Annotated in this window: 21 protein-coding genes and 1 tRNA gene; 8 read left to right on the top strand and 14 right to left on the bottom strand. The window is 41.8% G+C overall.

All coding sequences use genetic code 11. The features are described 5' to 3' along the window. Positions 1-42: 42 nt before the first annotated feature. Complete coding sequence (locus L3Q70_RS03410; RefSeq protein WP_237114848.1) at positions 43-618, bottom strand: Crp/Fnr family transcriptional regulator; 576 nt, start codon at positions 616-618, stop codon at positions 43-45. Continuing rightward, a complete protein-coding gene (locus L3Q70_RS03405) occupies positions 606-1,643 on the bottom strand; it encodes a nitronate monooxygenase (protein WP_062570157.1) in 1,038 nt (345 codons plus the stop codon). The genes L3Q70_RS03410 and L3Q70_RS03405 overlap by 13 nt, the downstream gene beginning before the upstream one ends. A gap of 165 nt (positions 1,644-1,808) precedes the next feature. Between L3Q70_RS03405 and L3Q70_RS03400 the strand changes: the two genes are divergently transcribed. Then, entirely contained in the window at positions 1,809-3,185 is a 1,377-nt protein-coding gene (locus L3Q70_RS03400; RefSeq protein WP_062570156.1) for an NAD-dependent succinate-semialdehyde dehydrogenase, read from the top strand. A gap of 50 nt (positions 3,186-3,235) precedes the next feature. Here the strand turns inward: L3Q70_RS03400 and L3Q70_RS03395 are convergent, their stop codons facing one another. From L3Q70_RS03395 to L3Q70_RS03385, 3 genes are all read right to left on the bottom strand, one after another. Next, the gene (locus L3Q70_RS03395) at positions 3,236-4,309 is read right to left on the bottom strand and encodes an endonuclease/exonuclease/phosphatase family protein (RefSeq protein ID WP_237114847.1); all 1,074 of its coding nucleotides are present in this window, start codon (positions 4,307-4,309) and stop codon (positions 3,236-3,238) included. Positions 4,310-4,326: 17 nt separating this feature from the next. Further along, positions 4,327-4,647, bottom strand: coding sequence for a hypothetical protein (locus L3Q70_RS03390; RefSeq protein ID WP_062570154.1), 321 nt, complete (start codon positions 4,645-4,647; stop codon positions 4,327-4,329). Positions 4,648-4,756: 109 nt separating this feature from the next. Next, positions 4,757-5,194, bottom strand: a complete 438-nt coding sequence (locus L3Q70_RS03385) for a hypothetical protein (RefSeq protein ID WP_062570153.1) — start codon at positions 5,192-5,194, stop codon at positions 4,757-4,759. 303 nt (positions 5,195-5,497) lie between these two features. On the opposite strand from L3Q70_RS03385, the gene L3Q70_RS03380 reads away from it, so the two are divergent. Beyond that, positions 5,498-7,558, top strand: a complete 2,061-nt coding sequence (locus L3Q70_RS03380) for a TonB-dependent receptor (RefSeq protein ID WP_237114846.1) — start codon at positions 5,498-5,500, stop codon at positions 7,556-7,558. An 87-nt stretch (positions 7,559-7,645) separates the two neighbouring features. Continuing rightward, entirely contained in the window at positions 7,646-8,839 is a 1,194-nt protein-coding gene (locus L3Q70_RS03375; RefSeq protein WP_237115236.1) for an MFS transporter, read from the top strand. 14 nt (positions 8,840-8,853) lie between these two features. Here the strand turns inward: L3Q70_RS03375 and L3Q70_RS03370 are convergent, their stop codons facing one another. The 5 genes from L3Q70_RS03370 to L3Q70_RS03350 form a co-directional block, all read right to left on the bottom strand. After that, the gene (locus tag L3Q70_RS03370; RefSeq protein WP_237114845.1) at positions 8,854-9,264 is read right to left on the bottom strand and encodes a GFA family protein; all 411 of its coding nucleotides are present in this window, start codon (positions 9,262-9,264) and stop codon (positions 8,854-8,856) included. Between the two features lies 1 nt (position 9,265). Continuing rightward, entirely contained in the window at positions 9,266-10,267 is a 1,002-nt protein-coding gene (locus tag L3Q70_RS03365) for a fatty acid desaturase (protein WP_237114844.1), read from the bottom strand. Positions 10,268-10,313: 46 nt separating this feature from the next. Beyond that, a complete protein-coding gene (locus L3Q70_RS03360; RefSeq protein WP_237114843.1) occupies positions 10,314-12,485 on the bottom strand; it encodes a GGDEF domain-containing phosphodiesterase in 2,172 nt (723 codons plus the stop codon). A gap of 667 nt (positions 12,486-13,152) precedes the next feature. Continuing rightward, positions 13,153-13,237, bottom strand: a tRNA-Leu gene (locus L3Q70_RS03355). Between the two features lie 169 nt (positions 13,238-13,406). After that, on the bottom strand, positions 13,407-15,065 hold the full coding sequence (locus L3Q70_RS03350) for an acyl-CoA dehydrogenase family protein (RefSeq protein WP_237114842.1): 1,659 nt from the start codon (positions 15,063-15,065) through the stop codon (positions 13,407-13,409). A 138-nt stretch (positions 15,066-15,203) separates the two neighbouring features. Here L3Q70_RS03350 and L3Q70_RS03345 point away from each other — a divergent pair, with 138 nt between their 5' ends. After that, positions 15,204-15,704, top strand: coding sequence for an RDD family protein (locus tag L3Q70_RS03345; RefSeq protein WP_193988359.1), 501 nt, complete (start codon positions 15,204-15,206; stop codon positions 15,702-15,704). 57 nt (positions 15,705-15,761) lie between these two features. On the opposite strand, the gene lptG is transcribed toward L3Q70_RS03345, so the two are convergent. Both lptG and lptF read right to left on the bottom strand, forming a co-directional pair. After that, positions 15,762-16,829, bottom strand: a complete 1,068-nt coding sequence (gene lptG / locus L3Q70_RS03340; RefSeq protein WP_062570145.1) for an LPS export ABC transporter permease LptG — start codon at positions 16,827-16,829, stop codon at positions 15,762-15,764. Further along, positions 16,826-17,938 carry an LPS export ABC transporter permease LptF gene (gene lptF, locus L3Q70_RS03335; RefSeq protein ID WP_062570144.1) on the bottom strand — a complete coding sequence of 371 codons (1,113 nt, stop codon included), beginning with the start codon at positions 17,936-17,938 and terminating at the stop codon, positions 16,826-16,828. The genes lptG and lptF overlap by 4 nt, the downstream gene beginning before the upstream one ends. 322 nt (positions 17,939-18,260) lie before the next feature. Between lptF and pepA the strand changes: the two genes are divergently transcribed. The 3 genes from pepA (at position 18,261) to L3Q70_RS03320 (ending at position 23,227) form a co-directional block, all read left to right on the top strand. Next, positions 18,261-19,775 carry a leucyl aminopeptidase gene (gene pepA / locus L3Q70_RS03330; protein ID WP_062570143.1) on the top strand — a complete coding sequence of 505 codons (1,515 nt, stop codon included), beginning with the start codon at positions 18,261-18,263 and terminating at the stop codon, positions 19,773-19,775. Positions 19,776-19,901: 126 nt separating this feature from the next. Beyond that, positions 19,902-20,348 (top strand): DNA polymerase III subunit chi, encoded by a 447-nt coding sequence (locus tag L3Q70_RS03325; protein ID WP_062570142.1) that lies wholly within the window; start codon positions 19,902-19,904, stop codon positions 20,346-20,348. Positions 20,349-20,371: 23 nt separating this feature from the next. Beyond that, complete coding sequence (locus L3Q70_RS03320) at positions 20,372-23,227, top strand: valine--tRNA ligase (RefSeq protein WP_237114841.1); 2,856 nt, start codon at positions 20,372-20,374, stop codon at positions 23,225-23,227. Between the two features lie 110 nt (positions 23,228-23,337). On the opposite strand, the gene L3Q70_RS03315 is transcribed toward L3Q70_RS03320, so the two are convergent. After that, positions 23,338-24,615 carry an outer membrane protein transport protein gene (locus L3Q70_RS03315; protein WP_062570140.1) on the bottom strand — a complete coding sequence of 426 codons (1,278 nt, stop codon included), beginning with the start codon at positions 24,613-24,615 and terminating at the stop codon, positions 23,338-23,340. A 337-nt stretch (positions 24,616-24,952) separates the two neighbouring features. On the opposite strand from L3Q70_RS03315, the gene L3Q70_RS03310 reads away from it, so the two are divergent. Continuing rightward, the gene (locus L3Q70_RS03310; RefSeq protein WP_062570221.1) at positions 24,953-25,276 is read left to right on the top strand and encodes a hypothetical protein; all 324 of its coding nucleotides are present in this window, start codon (positions 24,953-24,955) and stop codon (positions 25,274-25,276) included. Here L3Q70_RS03310 and L3Q70_RS03305 read toward each other — a convergent pair. Continuing rightward, positions 25,236-26,444 carry an HD-GYP domain-containing protein gene (locus L3Q70_RS03305; RefSeq protein WP_062570139.1) on the bottom strand — a complete coding sequence of 403 codons (1,209 nt, stop codon included), beginning with the start codon at positions 26,442-26,444 and terminating at the stop codon, positions 25,236-25,238. The two genes, L3Q70_RS03310 and L3Q70_RS03305, sit on opposite strands and share 41 nt — an antisense overlap. Positions 26,445-26,560 lie beyond the last annotated feature (116 nt).

Here is a 26,560-nt window from a genome sequence, read left to right as displayed (position 1 = left end):
CCTGAAAAAACAGCAGTGTAATGCGCCGCACTCTATCGCGCCTTAACTTAAGTTAAGACGCTTACGAATTCGTGATAATGAAATAGCTGAAATACCAATATACATTGCCACTTCTGTTAGGCTCAACTGAGCCAACCAATGGGGCTTTTTAGCAAGTAAGTATTCATAACGCTGCTGTGGGGAATTGAGTAATAAAAAGGCTTCTTTTGCTTCTTTGAATAACAACTGCTGGGTAACAAGTTGCTGCTTCATCATTTGATTCAAAGGCTGCTCAAGTAATGCTAGCGGTACTTTTATTACTTTAGCGTCACGAATGACTTTAAGCTGATAAAGAGCTGGCGTGTGTGTTAACCAATTACCATAAAGCAATGCAAATTCGTCTTGAAAGTAAAACTCTTTGCACTTTTGCCCACCATTTTCACTGGCGTGGAGTGCCCCGAGTACACCCGATAAAATAAGATAGCCATGAGTTTGCAGCGCTCCTTGCCTTAAAAGCACGTCATCACGCGCATAACGTTTTGTTGGATAGCTCCCCGCTAATTGTTGCTTTAATTGCTCTGCAAGTTGCTGGTAGCTATCCCCTAGTTCAAGTAACTGCGTATCCGTCAATCTTGCCATCCTTGCATTAGCAACTGAGTGATCTTTGCTGCGCTCAGCCCATCACGGTTAATAAATTTTTCTCCGCACCAAAGGGGCGAAAAACCACTATCATTGTTTGCTTCTGCATGAGTTCGTAATGCCGTAATTGCGATAGATGCATAAGGAAAAGGAGGCACATGTTGAGGAGTTGCGCCTAACTCTTTCATCACTCTATTCGTTATCCCTCGTGCTGCACGGCCTGAGAATAAGGTCGTAAGTGCAGTACTGCCTGCTTGCTGAGAGATTAATGCTTGGCGGTGTAACGAACTTGTTGTTGCCTCTTCAGTCAATAAATAAGCACTCCCCACTTGCACTGCAATCACGCCTAACTTTTGATACAAACTCACATCCTCTGGTGTTGCAATGCCCCCCGCTGCAATTGTTGGAATATCAAGTTCGATACACGCACCAACCAACTCTTGAGTAGTCAGCTGTAATGATAAATCCATCGATAAAAAGTGACCTCGATGGCCACCAGCTTGTAGTCCTTGAGCTATTACAGCATCGGCACCGTTTGCAACCAACCACTTGGCTTCTGCGAGTGTAGTTGCTGATGAAAGCACCGTGCCACCCCATTCTTTAATTTGCGAAATGATTGCCGCTTCAGGTAAGCCAAAATGAAAGCTGATCACAGGCGGCTTATAAGGTGCTATTACATCAATAACCTCTTGATTAATTGGCTGACGTGAGGCCACCGTCGAAAGTGCTGATACATCAACATGAAATTCCTCTAGGTAAGGAGAAAGTAAGTTATGCCAAGCAGCTTGCTGCTGTTTCGTATAAGCTGGTGTATGGTGGCAAAAAAAGTTTAAATTATAAGGCTTGTCAGTGGCATTACTTAAATACTCAAGCTCACTTATTAATTGCTCTTTTGATAGCATTGCACAAGGTAAAGATCCTAGCCCACCTGCTCGACACACTGCCTCTGCTAACTTTGCATTTTGCACTCCAGCCATAGGGGCTTGAATAATCGCCAACTCTGTATCGAAATATGATTTTTTCATTGCCTCTCCTTGTAAGTTTTGCATCTGTTTGCAGTTTTTACAGAACCTGCTCATGAGCATTCAAATAAAGATAAAAATTAGCTATAAAAAACAAACAGATAAATAAATATAAAAGTGGTGTTCACCTTGCACGTACCCCTTTACATTTTTTGTAAGGAGATAATGATGACTGACACTGTAACCACAATCAATCCGACTACAGAGCAAGCGCTCGAAACATATACTCTCTTGTCTTTAGAGAAGGCGCAAGCAGAAGTAGACAAATGCCATGAAGCCTTTGAGAGCTGGCGCAAAACATCATTAACCAAACGGGCTGAGCATCTCAATAAGCTCGCAAGTGTTATCGAATCAAATAAGCAAGATATTGCACAGCTTATGACAGATGAAATGGGCAAGCTTTATCAGCAAGGTTTACAAGAAGTTGAGCTATGCGCTGCTATCTGTCGCTATACAGCTGAACAGGGCCCAAAAGTACTAGCGGATGAAAAACGTGACATGCAAGGCGGCCATGCAATCGTTACCTATCAGCCAATAGGGGTTATTTTGGGTATTCAGCCATGGAATTTCCCGCTTTACCAAGTTATTCGTTATGCCTGTGCAAATATTATGGCGGGTAATACGACTGTATTAAAGCATGCTGGCAATGTATTTGGCATGGCTGAAAAGATAGAGCAGCTCTTTGCACAAGCTGACTTCCCTGACTATTGCTTTAAAAACCTTTTAATAGATGGCAAAACGGCCAGCGAATTAATCGAGCATAAAGCGATTCGTGGCGTTACGTTCACAGGCAGTGATGGCACTGGTAAAAAGGTTGCTGAACGTGCAGGAAAATATGTGAAGAAAACCGTCCTCGAACTTGGTAGTAACGATGCCTACGTTGTACTGGATGATGCTGACCTTGAAACTGCCATTAGCGCATGTACGCAAGGTCGTTTGATAAATAATGGGCAAACCTGTGTGTCTGCAAAACGCTTTGTGGTTGTCGATGCGCTTTATAGTGATTTTAAAGCAATGATCAAAAAGCAATTTGAAAATACAAAAGTGGGTGACCCTAATGAGAAAGATAGCGATTTAGGTCCAATGGCTCGTGAAGACTTACGCGACAAGCTACATCAGCAAGTCAAAGAGTCTATTGAAGCAGGTGCAGAGGCTGTGGTGGGAGGCGAAATCCCCGAACGTGAAGGTTTTTATTACCCTGCAACCTTACTTGAAAATATTAAACCTGGCATGCCAGCGTATGATGACGAACTGTTTGGCCCTGTTGCATCTCTTATCAAAGCCAAAGATAACGACGATGCTATGCGCATTGCAAACGACTCCCGCTACGGTCTAGGCGGTGGTATTTTCTCGAAAAATGAAAAGCAGGCTATTGAGCTTGCCAAACACCACTTTGATACAGGCATGGTCAATATCAATGGCTATGGCTTGGCGCAACCAAATCTGCCTTTCGGAGGCGTAAAAGATAGCGGTTATGGCCGTGAGCATGGCGGTTTTGGATTACGCGAATTTGTGAATATAAAAACCGTTATGGTCAATGAATAGCAACAAGGGCTCAATTGAGCCCTTTTCTTTTACTTACTATTAGTATTGCTTTAATCATCGAACATGGGAACTTGGTGCTTCGATGCACTGGGCATTTTTAATTCCTCAACTGCCACATCTTCATCTATTTGCTCGGTTTGTTTTTGATTACACGCATTGGGCTTATAAACCAGCTCAGTAAGTAAAGCAAAGTGATCTGAGCCATACTTAGCCAACCGCTCAATGCGTTTTACCGTAAAGTCATTACTGTGAAATAAATGGTCGAGCGGCCAGCGCATAAAGAAATACTCAGCATGAAAAGTATTAAAGAAACCGCGACCTTTACGTGGATCTAAAAAGCCAGAAATCTTCATAAATAATCGTGTTGTACGAGACCATGCCACATCATTTAAATCACCGGCGACAATGCAAGGACGGCGTAACTTTTTCAGTGCTTTAGCAAGAATAATAAGTTCCGTATCGCGCGTGCGAGAGCTGTCTTCTTCAGTTGGACTAGGTGGTGCAGGATGAATAAAGTGCCCCTGCATTTCAACGCCATCAGCGTCTTCAAATAAAATATGAATTGAAGGAATATCATCTTCAATCAACTCACAAATTTGATAGCGTTTTATTTTATACTTACTGTATAGATGCATTCCGTAGCGATTATCTTTAGGACAATATATTCGGTGTGGGTAATCGCCCTCAAGTCCTTTTAACTGCTGCTGCCAAGTGATGTCAGATTCGAGCGTGATAAATAGATCGGGTTGGTGCTTATTAACTAATGAAATGAGCTTTTCATAGCGATCATTCGACATCAGTACATTAGCCGACATAATACGAATGCTGTGTTCAGCATCCTTGGAACTGGCTAACACCTCTTGCTTAGCAAGTGGTGTATAAGGGTAAATCCACTTTCCTTGCAGTAATAAAATAATAATACTTAAAATGACACAGCTAAGTGTTAGAAACGACCATTGGGATACAGCAAGGTAGCTTGAAACCGCACAACAAAATCCTGCCGAGTAAAACACTTGTAACCTAACAAAGTCACAGCTACGCACCAAATAATGCTGGCAATATGACATAGGTAATAAGGTGATGATAAGTAATAGCGTCAATACACCGGTTAAAACATAAATCATATTGCTCCCACGTTTAGTTATCTGCTCAAAATAGAAATGATTTCTCGCGTATCTTCAACTAAGCGTACCACTGTCCCATCCACTTGGATAGAAATAAGACCATCTCTGTCGCGAGACTTAATGACCTTACCATGGCGATAAATATCACGATCTAGGATATCTCCTTTACGGTATTTTTTCTGCCAGCCTGGTGGGAGTTCTCCACCGCTAGCAACTTTCTTTTCCAAGCCTGGTGGTAAGCTCTTTCCCTTATTTTTCTCTTTATTCTTGTCTTTAGCCTGCACACCAGTGGCGATAACAGCTAAGCCCACAGCAAAAACCATTAATAGCGTTCTCATATGAATGCTCCTTTTAGTAAACCTTTTTAAGCCTAGCAATGAATGCTGAACACGCAGTGAAATTTCATAAATAAAGCCGCATGAGTGAAGTGAGCGGCTTTAAACATGATTAACGGTAGCGCGAAACAATGGATAGAATTTCACGCGTATCGTGAACAAGATGAATAAGGCGATCGTCAATTTCTATCGCAATGATGCCATTTCTATTACGGCGTTTGATTACTCGCCCATGACGATAAATATCACGGTCTAAAATATCACCATGATGGTAGCGTTTATACCAACCCGGCGGTAAACGACCACCATGCCCTACTTTCTTATAAAGACCTGGCGGTAAGTCACGATAACTATAGCGATCATATTTATCGTAATGTTCATGATGCTTATGATGTTTTTTATATTTATAGTGTTTTTTATGTTTATGATGCTTTTTACGTTCGTGTTTGTGCTCATATCTATCATGATCACGATCATGCCTAGCACTTGCTTCTGCAGGTATTAAACTCAAACCTAACACAGCTAAAGAGATAGTAATTATTTTGTTCATAATAGAGACCCTCTACGTTTGCTCTTGTTACAAAAGCCTAACGTTTGCGACTGAATCATAGATGAAGGATTACAATTAAAAAACCTTATTACTTACATATCAAAAAGTTAAAAAACCAACATTTACACTTCTTTAAACTTAAAGTGCGCTCTGATACTTATTATTGCTCTTTTTGAATCAAATACCTCTTTCATGCCAATCGCAGGAAGATTACTTAAGTAAAGCCATTGACCTCGAATACTTTTACCTACTTCAAAAAGCAGTTACCCTCTATTTTTTGTTGTAATTAACCTAAAGGCGTTCATGAAATTATTACTCCTCCCAGCACTCACTGGCTTACAACTTTTAAGTTTACAGTCATATGCAGCGACAACTGAACTTGAGCATATTACGACAACTGCCTCTCGCACAGAAGTGCTTGCCGATCCTCTGCCCGTTGTTGTGAGTAATATTTCAAAACAGCAATTAGCACTCATTGCGCCAACCCATATTGAACAAGCCCTTAAGCAAGTTGCTGGTGCAAATCTTCAACACGGCAATGGCCAAGAGTATTTACCCGCTTTACGTTCGCCTGTTTTTTCTGGTGCCGGTGCATGCGGTGGCTTACTTACGGCTGAAGATGGCATACCGCTGCGTGCTGCAGGCTTTTGTAACATTAACGAGTTATTTGAAGCACACACAGAAATGGCCGAGCGTATTGAGGTATTAAAAGGCCCAGGTTCTGCACTTTATGGCTCAAATGCAGTGCATGGGGTGATCAACGTGATCACTCCTGATTCGACCTACGATCATAACCGATTTGGTTTTGATTACGGCTCGTTTGGCTACACTCGTTATAAACTAGGTTCTGGCCATGATTTTGGTCAACAAGGTTTTGGCATCAATGCCAGTATTACTCGCGATACCGGCTATCGAGATGACGAAGGGGTTGACCAAGAAAAAATATCATTACGCCACCGTTTCGATGGTGCAAACTTAACAGTTAATAGTGGCTTGACGTACACCCACTTAGATCAACACACAGCAGGTTATATTGAGGGCTTTGAAAGCTATAAGGATGAGGATATGGCGCAATCAAACCCAAACCCTGATGCCTTTCGTAAAGCACGTTCTTTACGTATATGGTCAAAAATAAATTGGTCTAGGGATGAGAATAATACCTTTACGTTTACACCTTATATTCGTGACCAAAGCATGACCTTTTTTAAACACTTTTTACCAGGTACACCGCTTGAAGAAAATGCCCAGCAAGGTGTTGGTTTGCAATCAAGTTGGCAACATAAGTTAAGTGATTCAAGTCATTTAACTATGGGTTTTGATGGTGAGCTTACTGATGCTGATTTTTTACAATATCAAGATAGCCCAACTGAAGGCTCAGCATTCTTAGTTGCTACAGTCCCTCAAGGAAAACATTACGATTATCAAGTAACAAGTACCTTATTGGCGCCCTTCATTAACCTTGACTGGCAATTGAATGACTTACTCATTAGCCTTGGCGGTAGATACGAACGTATGCGCTATGATTATCAAAATCACATGCTCGCTGGACGCACTAAAGAAGACGGAACAAAGTGCACAATGGGCGGGTGTCGCTACTCTCGCCCTGCAAGTGGTGTTAATCGCTTTACTAACTTTTCGCCGAAGCTTGGCTTAAGCTATCAATATGCTGATAACCAGTTTTTCTACGCCAATGCTTCTGAAGGTTACCGAGCCCCGCAAGCGGCAGAGCTTTATCAGTTGCAACGCGAACAAAATGTGGCAGATCTTAAGTCTGAAATAGCTAAAAACTTAGAGCTTGGTTTAAAAGGCCAACAAGCAAAGCTGCATTATGTATTTAGCATTTACGCTATGAACAAAAAGAACACTATTTTCCGCGACAGTGATTTTTATTATGTCAATGATGGTCAAACTCAACATCGTGGAATTGAGCTTGAGCTTGCCTATGCCATCACATCAAGCCTATCGATGCAGTTTGCCGCGAGCCATGCCAAGCATACTTACAGTTACAATCAAGTGCTCGGCGGGATTAATATCAATGGCAATCTTATTGATACCGCACCACGTAACATCGCAAACTTGCAGCTACTTTGGCAAGCAAACGACATGACACGTATTGGGCTTGAGCTGCATACCACTAGCAGCTACTTTACAGACCCCGAAAATCAGCACAGCTATGAAGGCCACTCTCTTGTTAATTTAAGAGCCGCATGGCAACTCACTCCTAAGCTTACGGTGACTGCGCGAATTAATAACCTTACTGATGAGCATTATGCAGAGCGCGCTGACTACACAACCTTTAGCGGCGACCGTTACTTTCCAGGTCGGCCACGCAATGCAATGTTATCAGCAAGTTACCAGTTTTAAGTAACCGCATTATTTTGTTAGCTGTCTCATAGTTGACACACGCTGTTTAGTAATTAGGTATGATAGTAATAACTTTTACCTAATCGACTGAACAGCGTGTCATCCTCTCAAAACCTCATTAACAAAGCGCTATTAGTACTAGGCATTTTTCTGATTGCGGCTTGCCTACGCGCGCCGATTACTGGCATTGCTCCCGTACTCGAACAAATAATTGAGCAGTTTCACTTAACGGCTTCTCAAGCGGGTATGCTGACTACATTACCACTCATCGCCTTTGCGATTGCTTCTCCGATGGCTGCTGGGCTTGCAAAAAAATGTGGCCTTGAGCTGTCGTTGTTTATTGCCCTGCTCTTGATAGGCGCAGGCGTGATGTCACGCATCGTAGATGCTGCCAATATTTTGTTTATAGGCACTGCAGTCATTGGGGTCGGTATTGCAATTGGTAATGTTTTGTTGCCAAGCCTGATTAAACGTGACTTTCCGCATAAAGTTGCAGTGATGACATCAAGCTACGTGTTGGCAATGGGCATATTTGGGGGCAGCTACTCAACACTTATCATTCCACTTGCAGAGTATAAAGAACTAGGCTGGCAGATAGCACTGGCAAGTTACGCGCTGTTAGTTTTACTTGCTGTGCTAGCTTGGTTACCGCAACTTAGACAGCACACCATGCCCAAAGAAACATCAATATCGAACGCGACACAAAATAGAGTCTGGCATTCATCATTGGCATGGCAGATAACGCTTTTACTCGGCTTTAACTCGTTTTTCACTTATATCATGCTTGGCTGGTTACCGAGTATTTTGGTTGAAGGTGGCCATAGTCCGCAACATGCAGGCGCACTACAAGGTGCTTTCCAAGCCGCTTCTGCGCTGCCAGGTGTTGTACTTATTCCATTACTTGCAAAGTTAAAAGATCAACGCATTCTTACGCTAAGCCTTGCCCTATTAGGCGCACTTTGCTCATTCGGGTTACTCACTGCACCTAGCTTTGCCTTACTTTGGTCTATTACTTTAGGCTTTTGTTCAGGTGCCTGTTTTATTTTGGGTTTATCGTTTGTCAGCTTGCGTACACATAATGCACTACAAGCAGCGGCACTCTCTGGGATGGCACAATGTATCGGTTATTTATTAGCAGCAACAGGGCCTATTGTTGCAGGCGCATTACATAGCTACTTTAATAGTTGGGCCGGCGCACTTTGGCTATGTATTGCATCAAGCCTGCTGTGTGCTTTGTTTGGTTACTTAAGTGGCCGAAATATCACTATCGGCCAACAGTAAAAATGAGACCGCAGCTATTTAGGTGTGGTTTCAAAGGCGCTCATATTACTAAGGTTATCTAGCCAAGGCTTGTGTGAGCGATACCAAATATGGGCTTTTGGAATAAGCTCATCAGCTTGCTCTACTGCACCGAGTCGTAAGCCATAAACACGTTCGCCTTCGCCCACGGAAGTAGCGTACAAGGCCGTACCACAGTTAGCACAAAACCCTTGTGCTCGCTGATTGCCACTTTCAGCAATTTTTATATATTCTTTTGGTGCAGCTGCTGTGAAAGTCACCGCATCAGGTTTAGAGACAACCACAGTACGAAAAGGCGCACCCGAGATAATTTGACAGTCAGTGCAGTGACAGTTTATCACTTTATTTTCATCAACTTCAGCACGGTATGTAACTTCACCGCAATGACAACGACCGGTTATGTGCATATTAAACTCCCTCTTTATTTACTGGATATCGATTAGCCAGCTTGATGCTATTTAAATCATTAAAGCGTACTCCGTACTGTTTCATAACAGGACGTATTTTTTTACTAATTAACTGGCGAATATAAAAGGGTTGATTGGGCACAAAATGATGAATAGTGTGAGTGCGCCCAAAGTCAAAGCAAAACAATTGAAATGGTAAAAACCAACGGCTACTTATAACATGTGTTTGCTCAAGTACATTATTAACTCCACCATAGTAATGCATAGAAGAGGTAACAAGGTTAAGTGATATCGAGCGAATGATATTTGGCAATATAAGAACAACCATGAGAAATTCAGCACCAGCAAGCAAGTGAGCGCCCCATGTTGGTAAGGCAAAAGGGCTAAAAAACTGCACACCATAATAACCAATCAAGCCATATAAAATAGCAAAGTATGCTGTCGCGATCGGAAACCCAGCATTAAATACTCGAAAAAACTTAAAGCCTCTAATTTCTTTACTAAAGCGTTGACTATTAATTAGCAAACCAAGTAGCCCGTCACTGATCACAACCGCTCTTAAAAAGGGGTTTTTGATACCATTGCCAACAAGACGCTCTTCTAAATCTTGCTCGGTTCCTGAAACTTTGTGATGGTGTAAGTGAATTTTACGCCGATACCAAGGATTTACTGTATTTGGGCGCATTAGCCACACTGTTAACATCATAAAATTATGTATAAGCGGCTGTTTGCTAAAGTATTGCTTGTGAATGAGATCGTGCTCAAGTTCATGGGATATTGAGGTGATAAAAGCAGCTAAAATAATGCATAACCAAGCGGGGATGAATGCGTAATAATAAAGTAGCGCAACACCAACTAGAGCAGATAATGATAAAAATAAAATACCTAGCGCAATGCCATTTTGCTTTTGCAACACTGGATACCGTGCTCTAAGTTGCTGCTCTTCAACTTTTATAGCAGCAACAATCGCTTGAATGTTTTGCTTTGCGGTTAATTTTGACATACATCAATGTGCTCTTTTCGTAATGGCAAAATCATACCGCGAATCATCAATGCTCTCTAGCTAATTGTGTTAAAAATGCTTGTATTTCATCGCCTGGAAGAGGCTTTGAAAAATAATAACCTTGAATAAAGTCACACCCTGCCTCTTTCAAAACTGCCAACTGTTGTTGCAATTCAACACCTTCAGCAACCACTTTAATACCAAGTACTTGGCTCATTTGTATTATCGACTTAACCAATGCTTCATCACCTGAGTTAGTATGTATTTCGTCAATGAATGATTTATCAAGCTTTAACACATCAACAGGAAAACGACGTAAATAACTCAACGACGAGTAACCAGTCCCAAAGTCATCCAAAGAGATTAAACAGCCAGCAGATTTAAGCTGAGTTAATACTTCAAGGTGGTTTGTGTTTTCTGGAGCAAGCACGCTTTCAGTTAATTCAAAAGAAATTTGTGACGGATTGACGTTCTGTTCAGTAATGATCTCAAGCCATGCGTTACGGTGCGGATTAAACTCAGTAAACTCAAACAACGAGCGATTTACGTTGAATACAAATTGATTATAGCCTTGTGCTTCTAGGTATTTTATTTGTTGGCACGTTTTTCGAAGAACAAGCTCACCCAACTCAATGATCACACGAGACTCTTCAGCTAATGGAATAAACACGGCGGGTGATACCCACTGCCCATGATTGCGCCAGCGAACTAGACTTTCAAACTTTGCAACCGTGTTGCTTTGAACATCGATAATAGGTTGAAAGTGGACTTCTAACTCATCATTCTTAACAGCTTGAGTTAATTGCTCAACCAGTAAGTTGTGCTTTTTTACTTTATCATCCATTTCCTTGCAAAAGTGCAAGAACGGCGCACCAACTTGCTTGGCGTTTAACGTGGCCAACTCTGCCTGCCTCACTAACCGGCGAGCGATTTTTTCAACTCTGTCTTGTGATGATATTGATTTTGCTTGCTGATACGTACTCACTCCCAGCGTCACCGAAACTTGTTGGCTAATCCCACCGATTAAAAAAGGCTCCACTAACAAGGCTGAAACCTGCTTGCATACAAGCTCTAACTCACTTACTTGCTGATAAGTTTGCAGTACGGCAAAACTATCACCATCAATACGTGAAAAAGCACATTCTTTAAAGCTGCTTTCCAATCGCTCGGCTAGCTGGCACAACACCTTATCACCAAAGCTCAAGCCATAAACCGTATTAATATCTTGAAACTTATCTACATCAAAATAAATAACCGCTAAATTAGTACTCTCTTCATCTTGATAAGACAGCGAAGAAACTAACTCGGATATACGCTCTTTGAAATAGAAGCGATTTGTTAGGCCGGTTAATTGATCATGGTTAGCATGAAAATAGATTTTTTGTTCTGCTTCTTTCTTCTCGGTAATATCGAGAATAAACGCGACATAACAAATTTCACCATTCGTTTGCATTTGAGTGATTGATAAAAACTGAGTGTAAAGAGTGCCCTGCTTCGTTTTGTTTGTTATCTCCCCTGACCACTTACCTTTTTTATCTATTTGATGCCACATAGCGCGATAAAAATGCTGATCATGTTGGTTAGAGCTTAATATTTTCGGGTTGTGCCCTAGTACTTCGTCAGGGGGATACCCTGTCATTTTTGTAAAGGCAGTATTTACGTAAGTGATCTCGACATTTTTATTGCAAATAAAGATTGCTTCATGGCTTTGTTCTATAAGTTGATTTGCAAAATCTAACTTAGCAATAAAGCGATCTTTATCTATTTCACGTTGAATTAAACCTGTGAATAAAGAGAAAAAGGACTCAACCTGAAGCGCATCACCTATCTCATGCTGAAAAAGAGCCACTAAAATCGTGTCAGTTTTACCTGATAGACTTTGTAATGGCACACCAACATAGGCTTCAATTCCCATGTCTACGAGTAGGCGATCATCTGGAAACAGTGCTTGCACACCTGAGCTGTAGCTTGAGATGCCGCCACACATAACATCATTACATGGAGTACAGCGAATATCATAGCTAATGTTATCCACTATTTCGTCATACGCAGCCAGTGCAATTGTTGATGCATGCATTGTCGATTCATCAACTTGGGCTAAAAAAACATGAGATGCACCAAGTACTTCCGACAGTGACAGGCATATTGCATTATAAAAGTTCTCACTTTTAAGGTTAGATATACTTTCTACGATACGTTTTAAATCGTATGCTCCCACGCTTTGCCACCCTATCGACTTTGTGCACTAAGTGATTGACTTCACTTAAACTTCAGGCTGCAAATTGTATTATAAGATGAGTAAAAACGCCATGCTACCCTAGTCTAAAACGATTACTTTGCATACAAATAAGCACACTTATTTTAAGGTTATTTAAATACCAAGCACCGTTTACATTTATTCGTTTATAAATAGAACAAAAGGAGCTCAAATAATTAGCTGGTAGGCTCTGAAGCTATCGAAAGGCACAAATAGGCTTGCACTGTAGTTTCTTACTAGCATAAAAAAACCCTAACCAGTTGGCTAGGGTTCAAAAGTGGTACCAGTAGGCGGACTTTTACTTGCTTTAGTGCCTCGCCCCGCGTGGCGCTCAAGTCCGCAAACTACTCTTTCAGGCATAAAAACCCTAACCAATTGGCTAGGCTTCAAAAGTGGTACCAGTAGGCGGACTTTTACTTGCTTTAGTGCCTCGCCCCGCGTGGCGCTTGAGTCCGCAAACTACTCTTTCAGGCATAAAAAAACCCTAACCAATTGGCTAGGGTTAAAAAGTGGTATAAGTAGACGGACTTTTACTTGCTTTAGTGCCTCGCCCCGCGTGGCGCTTGAGTCCGCAAGCTACTTTTTCAGGCATAAAAAAACCCCAGCAAAACTGCTGAGGTCATAAAAGTGGTACCAGTAGGCGGACTTGAACCGCCACGCCCGAAGGCAACGGATTTTGAATCCGTCATGTCTACCAATTCCATCATACTGGCTTCATTTTTCTTTCACCTTCTAAACACGAGAAGATAAAGAAAAACCACTTTAGAGCAAAAACTTATTTACTGCCTTTGTCTCTATGCCAAGCATTATACAAAGAATGGGTATGGCAGCAAGCGTTTTATTCGTCTCGCCCTTTCAACCGAACAATTAATATACAAATGATTAACTTTGATGTTTTGGCATCATTCGCAGGACGATAGCCTCACAATCAATCTCATGGCTCAAACAACCATACTGCGAAAACCCTGTTCCTTTTAAGCGGCTTTTAACAAACGCATCAGCGATAATTGGCTCGCCGAACTGTAGCAAGGTTGCGGCTTGCCAAAGCTGCGCTAGGTGCTCCATTATACGCCGAGCATGCATTTCCAGATGTTTAGCTTCATTGAGCATGAGCTTTAATTCATCAAGTTTAATCGCAAACTCTTGGTTAAGTGTTCGAGCTTTCTCCAGCTCATTTATAAGTGCTTTTAACGACTCAGGTTCACGTTTAAAAACACGTAATAAGTCTAAGCACTGTACATTACCGGAACCTTCCCAAATAGAGTTAACCGGTGCTTCTTTATAAAGACGACTAGTGACATTGTCTTGCACATAACCCACGCCACCAATACACTCCATCGCCTCATAGGTATGTTGAATAGCACGCTTACAAATCCAGTATTTGCCAATCGCGGTGGCACTTCGAACCAATAATACTTCGCTGTTATCATTTTGATTATCAAGGGCATGAGCTATACGCATAGAGATTGCCAAAGCAGCTTCAGCCTCGATTGCTAAATCAGCCAGTACATTTAACATGAGAGGTTGTTGGTGTAAATTTTTACCAAATACACTTCGCCCTGCAGTATGCCATATCGCTTCTTTTACAGCTTGAAGCATTAACGAGCTCGAGCCTAACATACAATCGTAACGAGTAAGTGCTACCATTTGAATAATAGTAGCAATACCTCGCCCCGGTTCACCTAAAAGCCAACCATGCGCCCCCCTGAACTCTATTTCTGAACTGGCGTTCGATTGATTACCTAACTTATTTTTTAAGCGCTGAATATACAGGGCATTTTTTTCACCATTTTCGAGCCACCTAGGTACTAAAAAGCATGAGAGTTGTTTTTCATCCGTATTTGCAAGCACTAAGAATGCGTCACTCATAGGCGCTGAGCAAAACCACTTATGTCCCTCTAAGCTATAAAGCTCACCTGCTCCTGCAGTCGTTAATGGTGCAGCTTTTGTAGTATTTGCACGCACATCAGAACCACCTTGTTTTTCGGTCATTGCCATACCAATGGTAACCCCTTGTTTTTCAAACCAAGGTTTATTGCTGCCATCGTAATGCTTTGAAAGTATTTTTGGCAGCCACTTTTGTGCCACATTGGCTTGGCTAGCAATCGCTGGCACACTGGCAAATGTCATAGTGAGGGGACAACCTGAGCCTGGATCTGCATGATTATGCAGCACCGCCATTACAGCTCTGACTACATGACTGCCAGGCTTTTTTTGCTGCCAAGGTAAAGCGCAATGCCCTTGTTCAATAGCATGCTGCATTAATTGGTGGTAACTCGGGTGATAATCAACTTGATCTATGCGTTCGCCAAACCGACTGTGAGTCGTTAATTCAGGTAAGTGCTTGTTTGCTAAGAATCCAGCTTGCAATAGTGCACCACCCACTTGCTCCCCAAATGCCGTTAAATGCGCAGTGTCCCACTGACCTGAAAATTGCTTTTGCCAATATTTCAAAACATCATCGGCTTGATAAACATTATAGTTTTCTAATGGTTGAGGCTGATTAAAAACATGATGAGTTTCACTTTTTGAAATAGACATTGTGTGTGCTCTTTTTATTATTTTCTCAACTATAGCAGGTCAGACCTGCTTGTCGAATTACTAAACAATCGCTAAGTATTTCTTGTTTTGTGAGTACTTTGCTAAACTACTGCGCAATTTAATTGGATGAGATTGTCTATGTCAGCTGAGTTTCCACGTGCCGGTTTTTGGCGCCGTTTTGCTTCTTTAATCTACGATACATTAGTTGTCATTGCTTTTGCGATGCTGACAACTGTGCTTTATCTACTTGCTATTCAAGCTTTAATTTCGCTAGACATATTAACTATTGGAGATGCAGAAGATGTCTCAGCTTATATTCAAAACTCACCGCTTCTTTATGGGATTCGCAGCGCTTTATTGGTATTAGTGAGCGTCGCTTTCTTTAGCTATTTTTGGGCTAAAAGTGGTCAAACGATTGGTATGCGCGCATGGCGTTTAAAAGTACAAACACTCGATGGTAATCTAATAAGCTGGCCACAAGGCGCTCTTAGAGCAATTAGCGCACTACTGGGGTTGGGTAATTTAGTGGTATTAATTGATTTTAAAAATAAGCGGGCACTGCAAGATTATGTAGCTAAAACAGAAGTGATCACGCTTACAAAAGAAGAAAACAAGCGCATTTATCGCTCATTAGATTAAGCTACATACAAGCACAAAAAAGCGTGGCTTCAAAACCACGCTTTTTTGTGCTGAGTGTTACACTCGTTTGTTCAATAAATAGGTTGCAAAACCAATAAACAAGATACTTGGCAACACGGCGCCTATTACGGCAGGTATTTGATAAACCATGACAACAGGGCCAAAAATTTCGTTTGTTAGGTGAAAAGTAATCCCCGTTATAACACCCATGATGATGCGTGCGCCCATAGTTACTGTGCGTAGCGGGCCAAAAATAAACGATAAAGCCACTAATAACATTACTGCGATAGATATCGGCTGCATAAACTTGCGCCACAATGCAAGCTCATATGTACTTGTGTCTTGCTCATTTTGTTGTAAATAACTTAAATAAGACCAAAGCCCTGTAAATGAAAGTGACTCTGGTTTTACAGATACTACCCCCAACTTTTCGGCCGTCAGCTGTGAGTCGTAAAACTCTTCATCTTGCTGTTCTGTGGTGATTTTTTCTGGCGTGATCTTCACTTTATTTACATCGCGAAGTAGCCAACCATCTTGACGGTTAACGGCTTCTTCAGCTTTAGTGATTTGCGTTAATTGCAAAGATTTATCGAAGTGATACATATGAACACCACGTAAAATACCTTGCTGATCAACGTCTTCTATATTAATAAAATTGCTACCATCTTTTGCCCATACACCTTGCTGGGCACTAAACACATCACCACCGTAAATAGCATGGTTACGTATCTCTTTGGCTTTTAACTGCGCTTCTGGCGCACCCCACTCACCTAGGGCCATCATACAAATAGCCATGAACATTGCGGTTTTCATTACAGAAGCAATAATTTGCAAGCGCGACATTCCTGCGGCCTGCATAACAACTAACTCACTATTTGATGCCAGTGCACCCAGTCCTGTTAAACCACCAATGAGCGCAGCCATTGGAAAAAATATAACTAAATCACCCGGCATGCTATACAAGGTGTAGATAAGTGCAGTCGCAATATCGTAACTACCACGACCAACCGATTTAAGCTGCTCAATAAACTTTATTAACGTACTGATACCAACCAGCACCATTAATGCAAAACCTGTTGTTTGAATAATGCTGCGGCCCAAGTACCAATCGAGTGTTTTCATCATGCGCTTAACTCCCGCTTAGTCACAACAGCCTTTAACCAAGCGCCTAGCGGGCGACCTTTAATAATCAATAATCCACCTATGAATAATGCTGATAAATGAATCCACCAAAGACCTATTGAAGGAGGGATTTTGCCATCTTCAACTGCAAACTTAGCCGCATTTAATAAAATGAAGTAACCCAAATATAAGCTGATCGCAGGCACTAGTTTAGCAAATTTACCTTGGCGCGGATTAACAACACTTAAAGGCACTGCCAATAGGGTTAACAATGGGATCGAAAGAGGGATCGCTAGGCGCCATTGCCATTGCGCTATTGCCTCGGAGGTTTTCATTTTAAATAAATCAAAAGTAGGAACCGCTTCTAGCTTACGGCGTTGGTGCTCAATTTCTTGATCTTGAATTTGCACACTGTAACCATCAAACTCTGTTAGGTTTAAAGCAGCTGACTCGCCATCTGTTTCATAGCGCTTACCATCATTAAGTACCAGCTGTTGTTCACCATTTTCTTGCTCAATAACAACACCACGCTCTGCATAAACTAAACGTGCTAAATCACCTTTTTCACGCTCAGGCAGCTGGGCAACAAACACTTTATGTAACTCTTTCCCGCTGTTTTCAATATTATGAATAAACACGACTGCTTTTTCGTTACCCGTTTGTTGAAAACGTCCAGCCCTTAGAGCTGATAAACCGGCATCCGCTTTTGCCTGCTCTTTTAACTGGTATTCTTGTTCGCTTGCCCACGGAGCAACATATAAGGTTAATACACCCGCTAGTATGGCAAGAACCACGCTTGAAATAAGTGTTACACGTACCACATACCACTCACTCACTCCACACGCCTTAAGCACGGTCATTTCACTGTCAGCATAAATGCGGCTATAGGCTAATATAATCCCCAAGAAAATACTAAGAGGTAGAATAAGCGAGGCAAGCTGAGGGAGCTTTAGCGCGATCATGGATAGTACAAGTTTTGCAGGAAGTCCCCCTTCGGAGGCATCCCCTAAAATAACAACAAACTTTTGTGACACAAAAATGGTCATCAAAGTTAGAAATACGGCGACCTGCGACTTTAAGACTTCAGTGGTCAAATAACGAAAAATTAGCAATGCTCGCCCCTGTTAAACATCGTGTTTCACTGGAATAGTAAGAAATTTTGAGTAAACTAGTTATTTTACTCACTTTATTATATGCCATCATAGTGAAATATCATACCTAGCAAGAACATATAATCTTGCATAAATGGTACAGATGGCCTCAATTATGTGATATTGATATTCACAATAAGATAAAGTTCAAAAACACGTAAATAGAGTCATAGTTTATGAGCTAATATTAGTATTAATAAACTAAAAAATGTAAGAAAGGACTAAAAAATGAATTTCTTGCCCTTATTTTTTAAGGTTAAATGACTCAACACTAGGAGTGACAATGGAATTTAGCGTAAAAAGTGGTAGTCCAGAAAAGCAACGTAGCGCATGTATTGTAGTTGGCGTTTATGAGCCACGTCGTTTATCCCCCATTGGTGAGCAGCTAGATAAAATTAGCGATGGTTATATCTCTAACTTACTTCGCCGCGGTGATCTTGAAGGAAAGCCAGGGCAAGTATTATTACTACATCATGTACCTAATGTACTGAGCGAGCGTGTATTGCTGGTTGGCTGTGGTAAAGAACGTGAGTTAGATGACAAGCAATATAAACAGATCATCTCTAAAACAATTAATACACTAAACGAAACCGGTTCGATGGAAGCGGTATGCTTTTTAACAGAGCAACATGTTAAAAGTCGTGACACCTATTGGAAAGTGCGCCAAGCAGTTGAGACAACGCAAGACTGCTTATACACCTTCAATCAACTGAAAAGTAAAAAAAGCGACCCTCGTCGCCCACTACGTAAAATCGTTTTTAACGTACCAACACGTCGCGAGTTAACGATTGGCGAAAGTGCCATTGAGCATGGCCTAGCCATCGCTGCGGGTAGCAAATTATGTAAAGACGTTGCCAATATGCCACCAAATATCTGTAATCCAGCGTATTTAGGTGAACAAGCACAGGAAATTGCTGATAACTTCGATAATGTAACGGTTGATATTATCGGCGAAGAAAAAATGGCAGAGCTGGGCATGAATTCATACCTAGCAGTTGGCCGTGGCAGCGCGAATGAATCGGTTATGTCGGTGATCAACTATCAAGGTGGCGACAAAGATCAAGCGCCAATCGTGTTAGTGGGTAAGGGCTTAACCTTTGACTCAGGCGGTATTTCAATCAAGCCAGGCGAAGCCATGGATGAAATGAAATACGATATGGGTGGTGCAGCGGGTGTTATTGGTACGATGCGCGCATTAGTGCAAATGCAGTTACCTATTAACGTTGTCGGTGTTTTAGCGGGGTGTGAAAATATGCCAGGCTCAAACGCTTATCGCCCAGGTGATATTTTAACAACCATGTCGGGTCAAACTGTTGAAGTGTTAAATACCGATGCCGAAGGTCGTTTAGTACTGTGTGATGCGCTCACTTATGTTGAGCGCTTTGAACCAGATACCGTAGTTGACGTAGCAACACTAACCGGCGCGTGTATTATTGCGCTGGGTTCACATGCAACGGGTTTACTCTCAAACCATAACCCACTTGCTCATGACCTACTTAAAGCGTCTGAGCAAAGTGGCGATCGTGCATGGCAGCTACCGCTTTGGGATGACTATCAAGAGCAACTTGAAAGCCCATTTGCAGATTTCACCAACTTAGGTGGCCGCGCAGCAGGAACAATTACGGCAGCATGCTTCTTATCTAAATTCACCAAAAAATACAATTGGGCGCATTTAGATATCGCTGGTACAGCATGGCGCAGTGGTGGTAAAAACAAAGGTGCAACGGGTCGTCCTGTCCCAATGTTAACTCAGTATTTACTAAACCGCGCAGGTGTGAGCGAAGCGAGTCACGATTAAGCCTTATCGCAAGCTTAAAACTAACCCTAAATAAGGCGCCAAATGGCGCCTTATTAATTGAAGCAACACGCGTTCTATGTCAAAATCTCTGCTTTGATCTGTGTATCTGTGGGGACGAAAGTCACAATGAGCATGAACGCACAATTTTACGTTCTAAAACAAGATGGTAACAGCCAGCAAGCTGATAAAGCATGTTTTGATCTTGCCGCAAAAATAGCAGCAGATCAGTATCGTCTTGGTCATCGCGTATTTATTTACGCCGATAACACTGACACGGCCCACACAATCGACGACATCATCTGGTCATTTGAGCCAGATAGCTTTATACCACACAACCTACAAGGTGAAGGCCCCAAAGGGGGCGCTCCGGTTGAAATTGGTATGACTCCACCTGTCGGCAACAGAAAAATATTAATCAACTTAGCTGAACACCTACCGGATTTTATTCGCCGTTTTCAGCAGGTTTTTGATTTTGTCCCCGTTGAGCCTAACGCTAAACAAGCTGCCCGTGAGCGGTTTAAAAAGCTACGCCAACTGGGCGCCCATATTGCAACGCAAGAAATTGACATTTAAGCATTTATTTAAGGTTCTGTGTAATGGATAAAACCTACAATCCGCAAGATATTGAACAGTCTTTATATCAAGACTGGGAAGAAAAAGGCTACTTTAAACCGTCTGGCCAAGGTGACGCTTACTCAATCATGATTCCGCCACCAAACGTCACAGGTAGCTTACACATGGGCCATGCGTTCCAAGATACCATTATGGATACGCTAACACGCTTAAAGCGTATGCAAGGCAATAACACTTTATGGCAAGTAGGTACTGATCACGCGGGTATCGCAACGCAAATGCTTGTTGAGCGTAAGCTTGCAGCTGAAGAAGGTAAAACACGTCACGACTTAGGCCGTGATGCATTTATCGAAAAAATCTGGGAGTGGAAAAACCACTCTGGTGGCACTATCACCAAACAATTACGTCGCTTAGGTGCGTCAGTAGATTGGGACCGTGAGCGTTTCACTATGGACGAAGGTCTTTCTGAAGCGGTTAAAGAAGTATTCGTACGTCTTCACAAAGAAGACTTAATCTACCGTGGTAAGCGCCTAGTTAACTGGGACCCTAAACTTCACACGGCGATTTCTGATCTTGAAGTTGAAAACAAAGACAAACAAGGTCACATGTGGAACTTACGTTACCCACTTGCTGATGGCGTAAAAACCAAAGAGGGCAAAGACTACATCATTGTTGCCACAACACGTCCTGAAACAATGCTCGGTGATACAGGTGTTGCAGTTAACCCTGATGATGAACGTTACCAAGACCTGATCGGTAAAGACATTTTACTGCCTATCGTTAACCGTCGCATTCCAATTGTTGCTGATGAACATGCAGACATGGAAAAAGGCACAGGTTGTGTGAAAATCACGCCTGCCCACGACTTTAACGATAACGAAGTAGGTAAACGTCACCAACTACCAATGATCAACATCTTCAACAAAGATGCTGCGGTATTAAGCGAAGGTGAAAGCTACACATTCGACGGTAAAGAGCTTAAATTAGATGCGCCAATTCCTGAGCGTCTACACGGCCTTGACCGCTTTGATGCACGTAAAGCGATTGTGAGCGAATTTGAAGAACTTGGCCTACTAGAAAAAATCGAAGATCACAGCCTAACTGTACCTTACGGTGACCGTTCTGGCGTAGTGATTGAGCCTCTTCTTACTGATCAGTGGTACGTGCGCGTAGCACCTCTAGCAGAACCTGCGAAAGAAGCGGTTAAAAATGGCGACATTAAATTTGTACCTCAACAATACGAGAACATGTACTTCTCGTGGATGAACGACGTACAAGATTGGTGTATTTCACGTCAGCTTTGGTGGGGTCACCGCATCCCTGCTTGGTACGACAACGAAGGTAACGTATACGTTGGTCGTGACGAAGCTGAAGTACGCCGCGATAATAACCTTGCTGATGATGTTGCACTTAAGCAAGACGAAGACGTTTTAGATACCTGGTTCTCATCTGCGCTTTGGACTTTCTCAACGCAAGGCTGGCCTGCAAACACTGATGATTTAAAAACTTTCCACCCGTCTGATGTATTGGTAACAGGTTTCGACATCATCTTCTTCTGGGTTGCACGTATGATCATGATGACTATGCACTTCATCAAAGATGATAACGGCAAGCCACAGGTACCATTCAAAACCGTTTACGTAACTGGCCTTATCCGCGATGAAAACGGCGATAAGATGTCTAAATCGAAAGGTAACGTACTTGATCCTATCGACATGATTGACGGTATCGACCTTGAGAGCCTAGTTGAAAAGCGCACTGGTAACATGATGCAGCCACAACTAGCGAAGAAGATTGAGAAGAACACGCGTAAAACATTCGAAAACGGCATCGAAGCACACGGTACAGATGCACTGCGTTTCACCCTTGCGGCAATGGCGTCAACGGGTCGTGATATCAACTGGGATATGAACCGCCTTGAAGGTTACCGTAACTTCTGTAACAAACTATGGAACGCCAGCCGTTACGTATTAATGAACACAGAAGAACAAGATTGTGGCTTCAATACAGATGCTGAAAAACAGTACTCACTCGCTGATCGTTGGATTTTAGGCCAATTTGAAGCAACCGTTAAAACCTATACTGAGCATCTAGAAAACTACCGTTTTGACCTAGCAGCAAACACCATTTATGAGTTCACTTGGAACCAATTTTGTGACTGGTACTTAGAACTTACTAAACCAGTATTGTTTAAAGGTAACGAAGCACAGCAACGTGGTACGCGTCATACCTTGATCACAGTACTAGAAAGCTTACTACGCTTAATGCACCCAATGATGCCTTATATCACAGAAACGATTTGGCAACGTGTTGCACCGCTTGCGGGCATCGAAACAGCCAACACCAGCATCATGGTACAAGGCTTCCCTGTATACGATGAAGCAAATGTTGATAGTCAAGCGATGGACGACCTTGAATGGGTTAAACAATTCATTCTTGCGATCCGTAACATCCGTGGTGAAATGGATATCAGCCCAAGTAAGCCACTATCTGTGTTACTTGCAAATGCGTCTGATGAGGACAAGCGACGTTTAACTGAAAACGAAGCCTTCTTAGCGTCGCTTGCTAAGCTTGAAGAATTTACCTTACTTGATAACAAAGACGATGCGCCAGCGTGTGCAACATCGTATGTTGGTAACCTTGAGATCATGATCCCAATGGCAGGCTTAATCGATGTTGAAGCTGAATTAGCTCGTATCGCGAAACAGCTTGAAAAAGCAGAAAAAGGCTTAGCACAGGTTCAAAACAAGTTGGCTAACGAGAAGTTTGTAAACAACGCACCAGAAGCTGTGCTTGCTAAAGAGCATGCTAAACTGGCTGAGTTTACAGATGCAAAAGACAAACTATTAGCGCAAAAAGCGAAAATCGAAAGTCTATAAAAGTATATATAAAGCGCGATTTATTCGCGCTTACAAAAAAGCCGCGCTATAACAATGTTATAGCGCGGCTTTTTAATGCTCTGTAGCAGCGACTTTACGTCGCGTCACTATTAAAACGTGTAGTTATACTGAGCACCAATGAGCACTGCATGACCTTTCGATTCAAAGTCCCATGATACTTCTTGGCCTAATGCTTTTGCAAAGCTATCTTCTTCTGTAAAGTTCTGTGTTTTACCGCGAAGGATACTCACACCTAAGTCAACGTTTGAGTTTTCACTAAATGCGTAGTTACCACCAAATGAGAACCAGAAACGATCTGTATCAGGAATAGAGATTGATAAGTGAGATTGATCAACTGGTGACTCATCGTAAGCAATACCGGCACGAAGAAGTAATGCATCGCTGTACTGATAGTCAGTACCGATAGAGTAACGCATTGCATCAGAGAAATTCTCTTCTTTTCTAAATACTGGTGCTTCGTTACCTGGTACATAGGCTTCTAATTTTTGGAAGCTATCCCAACCCGTCCATTGAATGCTGTAGTGTACGCCTAGTTTTTTATCTAACTGGTGTGAACCAGAAAACTCAGCAATAGCTGGAAGCGTTAACTCAAGTGCGCCTGGTACTTTAACGCCCGCAGTGCCACCAAATGCAGCAGGTAAGCCATTTGCGTACTCACCTTCAAAGTCGATGTCTGTTTCGCTACGGTAGTTAAAACCAAAACGGTTGTTTTCGTCTAACTGATACATGGCACCAATGTTCCAACCAAAGCCGTAATCATCGCCTTCAAGGTGAACAATTTCAGTCTCTACTGGTACACCAAGTGGATTAACACCTGCATTACGCACTACTTTCGCATCAGCATATACATAGTTTAAGCCAAGACCTAAGCTGAACTGTTCGTTAAACTTATATGATGCACTTGCATTCATGTTAACTGTAACGATTTCAGTTTCACCAGCAATTGAGCCTGCCGCGTAGTTATCATTAAATTCAGTTGAAAGACCGAAGTTAGAAAATGCACCAAAACCTAACGATACTTTGTCGTTTAATGGCATTGTGAAGTAACCTGCTGGGATAAATGCAGAAGGAGCAATGCTACTATCATCAAGTACATTCTCATCTAAACCATATGCAGCAGATTCACCTTCTAAACTTACATCAGGAATAACAGCAATACCCGCAACTGAGATTTGCTTAGTTTTAAATAAAGACATAAGTGCAGGGTTACGCGCTACTACTGACGCATCATCAGCAACCGCTGCTTCACCAGCATAGGCACGGCCTAAGCCTGATACGTTTTGTTCTGCTAATTGGAAAGCTGCAGCAAAGCTGTCAGCAGAAACAACAGCAAGTGATGCTGCAATCAATGTTCTAGTGAATTTCATAATCTGTGTCCTCTTGCAAACTTGTATGTTAGCTAACCCAACAAACACAGAGGCAACCTATAATTTAAGCATAAAGGTCAATGCTGTGCGTTGGTATTAGATGTATTATTCTAATAATTACAAACTTTCGAACATTACCTTAATTAAGATCAAAAAACTGTAACTTTTCGTTAGAAAGAGGTAAAAAAACCACATTTTAACAACAAGATAACAACTTTTTAAAACTCGTCCGATGTCTAGTTACAAAAACACCAAACGATAGTAATTATCATTTAGATTGACATGTTATTTTATGCCCCTTAAACTAAACGCAATTGAAATTATTTGGGCAAAAGTGATGGTTATTGCATTGATAATCGCAGCATTAATTCTATGTGGTTTAAGCGTGCACTATTTCTGTAAGGCAAATTATTGCGCATGCACTAAGGCTGGTGACTGTGATAACCCTGTTAACCACTACTGGTTAGGTGCCATGTTCAGCTCAGTATTATCGTTGGTGTTATGCTGTGTGGCACTGCACGTAGAGAAAGGCACATTACTGTGGCTAGTATTAATGACGAGTTGTTTTAGTGGTGCATTTATTTCTGCAAAACGAAACGCTAAAAAGCGCTGTGTAAAGTCTAAACAAGAAGATGCTCTTTTAACAAACGAGCCAAATTAAGTTGATAATCAAGGGGCTTAATACTCGATATTATTTTTAGCTCATGCTCTTCACTTAAGTGAACATCTTTCGCTGTAATGTGGTGTTTGTGCTTCGCATTATAAAAGATTTTCACTTTTGGCTTTATCGGGTTGTCCTGATTGCCTTCCATGACTAACGCTAAGCGTTCATTGTTTAACTTCACAATTGATCCGACAGGATGCACACCCAAACACTTTATAAATCGCTGTACGAGTTCTGAGTCAAATAACTGTTTATTCGCTAATAAATAACGCAGTGCCGAAATTGGCTCCTCTCCCATTTGGTGAGGTCTGTCAGCAGTTATTGCATCATAAACATCGACAATTGCCATTATTCTGGCAGGACGACTTAGCTTTTCGGCTGTAATGCCCCTAGGGTAACCACTTCCGTCTAATCGTTCATGATGATTAACAATCATATCAAGCATTAACGGTGTAATGCCCTTTTCACCTTTAACTAAGCCTAGACTCTGTGCAACGTGTTTTTTCACAACCTGCATTTCATTGTCATTAAGCTGACTTGGCTTAGACAGCACGCCCTGTGGCATTTTAGCTTGCCCAATATCGTGCAGTAGCGCCCCCATTGCCAATTCTTTAACAGTTTGCTCTTTATACCCAAGATATTTAGCGAATACACTCACCAGAATGGCCGTATTGATCATATGTCGCCAGTTATAAATATGCTTGTCTCTAAGACGAGTAAGAATCGTCATGGCGTTGTGATTACGAAATACAGAACTAACGATATCAACCACGACTTCATCAAGCAGTGTCATATTCATTTTCAAACCTGATGTGATATCTGAATATAAAACTTGCAACTTACGACTATGCTGTTCGTAGTTAACACTCGCTTTCACGAACTCTTGTTCGACCGATATGCCTTTTTCAGCAACTTTTTTTTCTTTTTTTGGCTTGGGTTTTTCTACGGGTTTGGGCTGGTATTTAGCCGGAAGCGCAACATCACTTTGAGTGAAGTCAATGAGGAGTTCTTCAACACCTTCAGACACCAGACGTTGAATAATACTTCTATCTCTAACTAATCCACGGGTTTTAATTTTAACGCTATTAATGTGCTCGTGCTGCTTACTGACACTGTCAACAAACATCCCTGGTACTAGTTCGGCAATGGGTAAGGTTACAAGCATATGTGAGCTTAGTTTATAAAAACATCGAGTTTTTTATTATCGCCAATTGGTTAAAAATGTCTATAGCAAGGAGGGTAAATACGAAATTAGTGTGAGACAAAAAGGCTTCAGATCAT

This window comes from Pseudoalteromonas sp. CF6-2 (assembly GCF_021729425.1).
Classification (GTDB): domain Bacteria; phylum Pseudomonadota; class Gammaproteobacteria; order Enterobacterales; family Alteromonadaceae; genus Pseudoalteromonas; species Pseudoalteromonas arabiensis.
The sequence above is the reverse complement of the archived record's forward strand: the minus strand, read 5'-3'. Positions and strand labels throughout refer to the sequence as shown.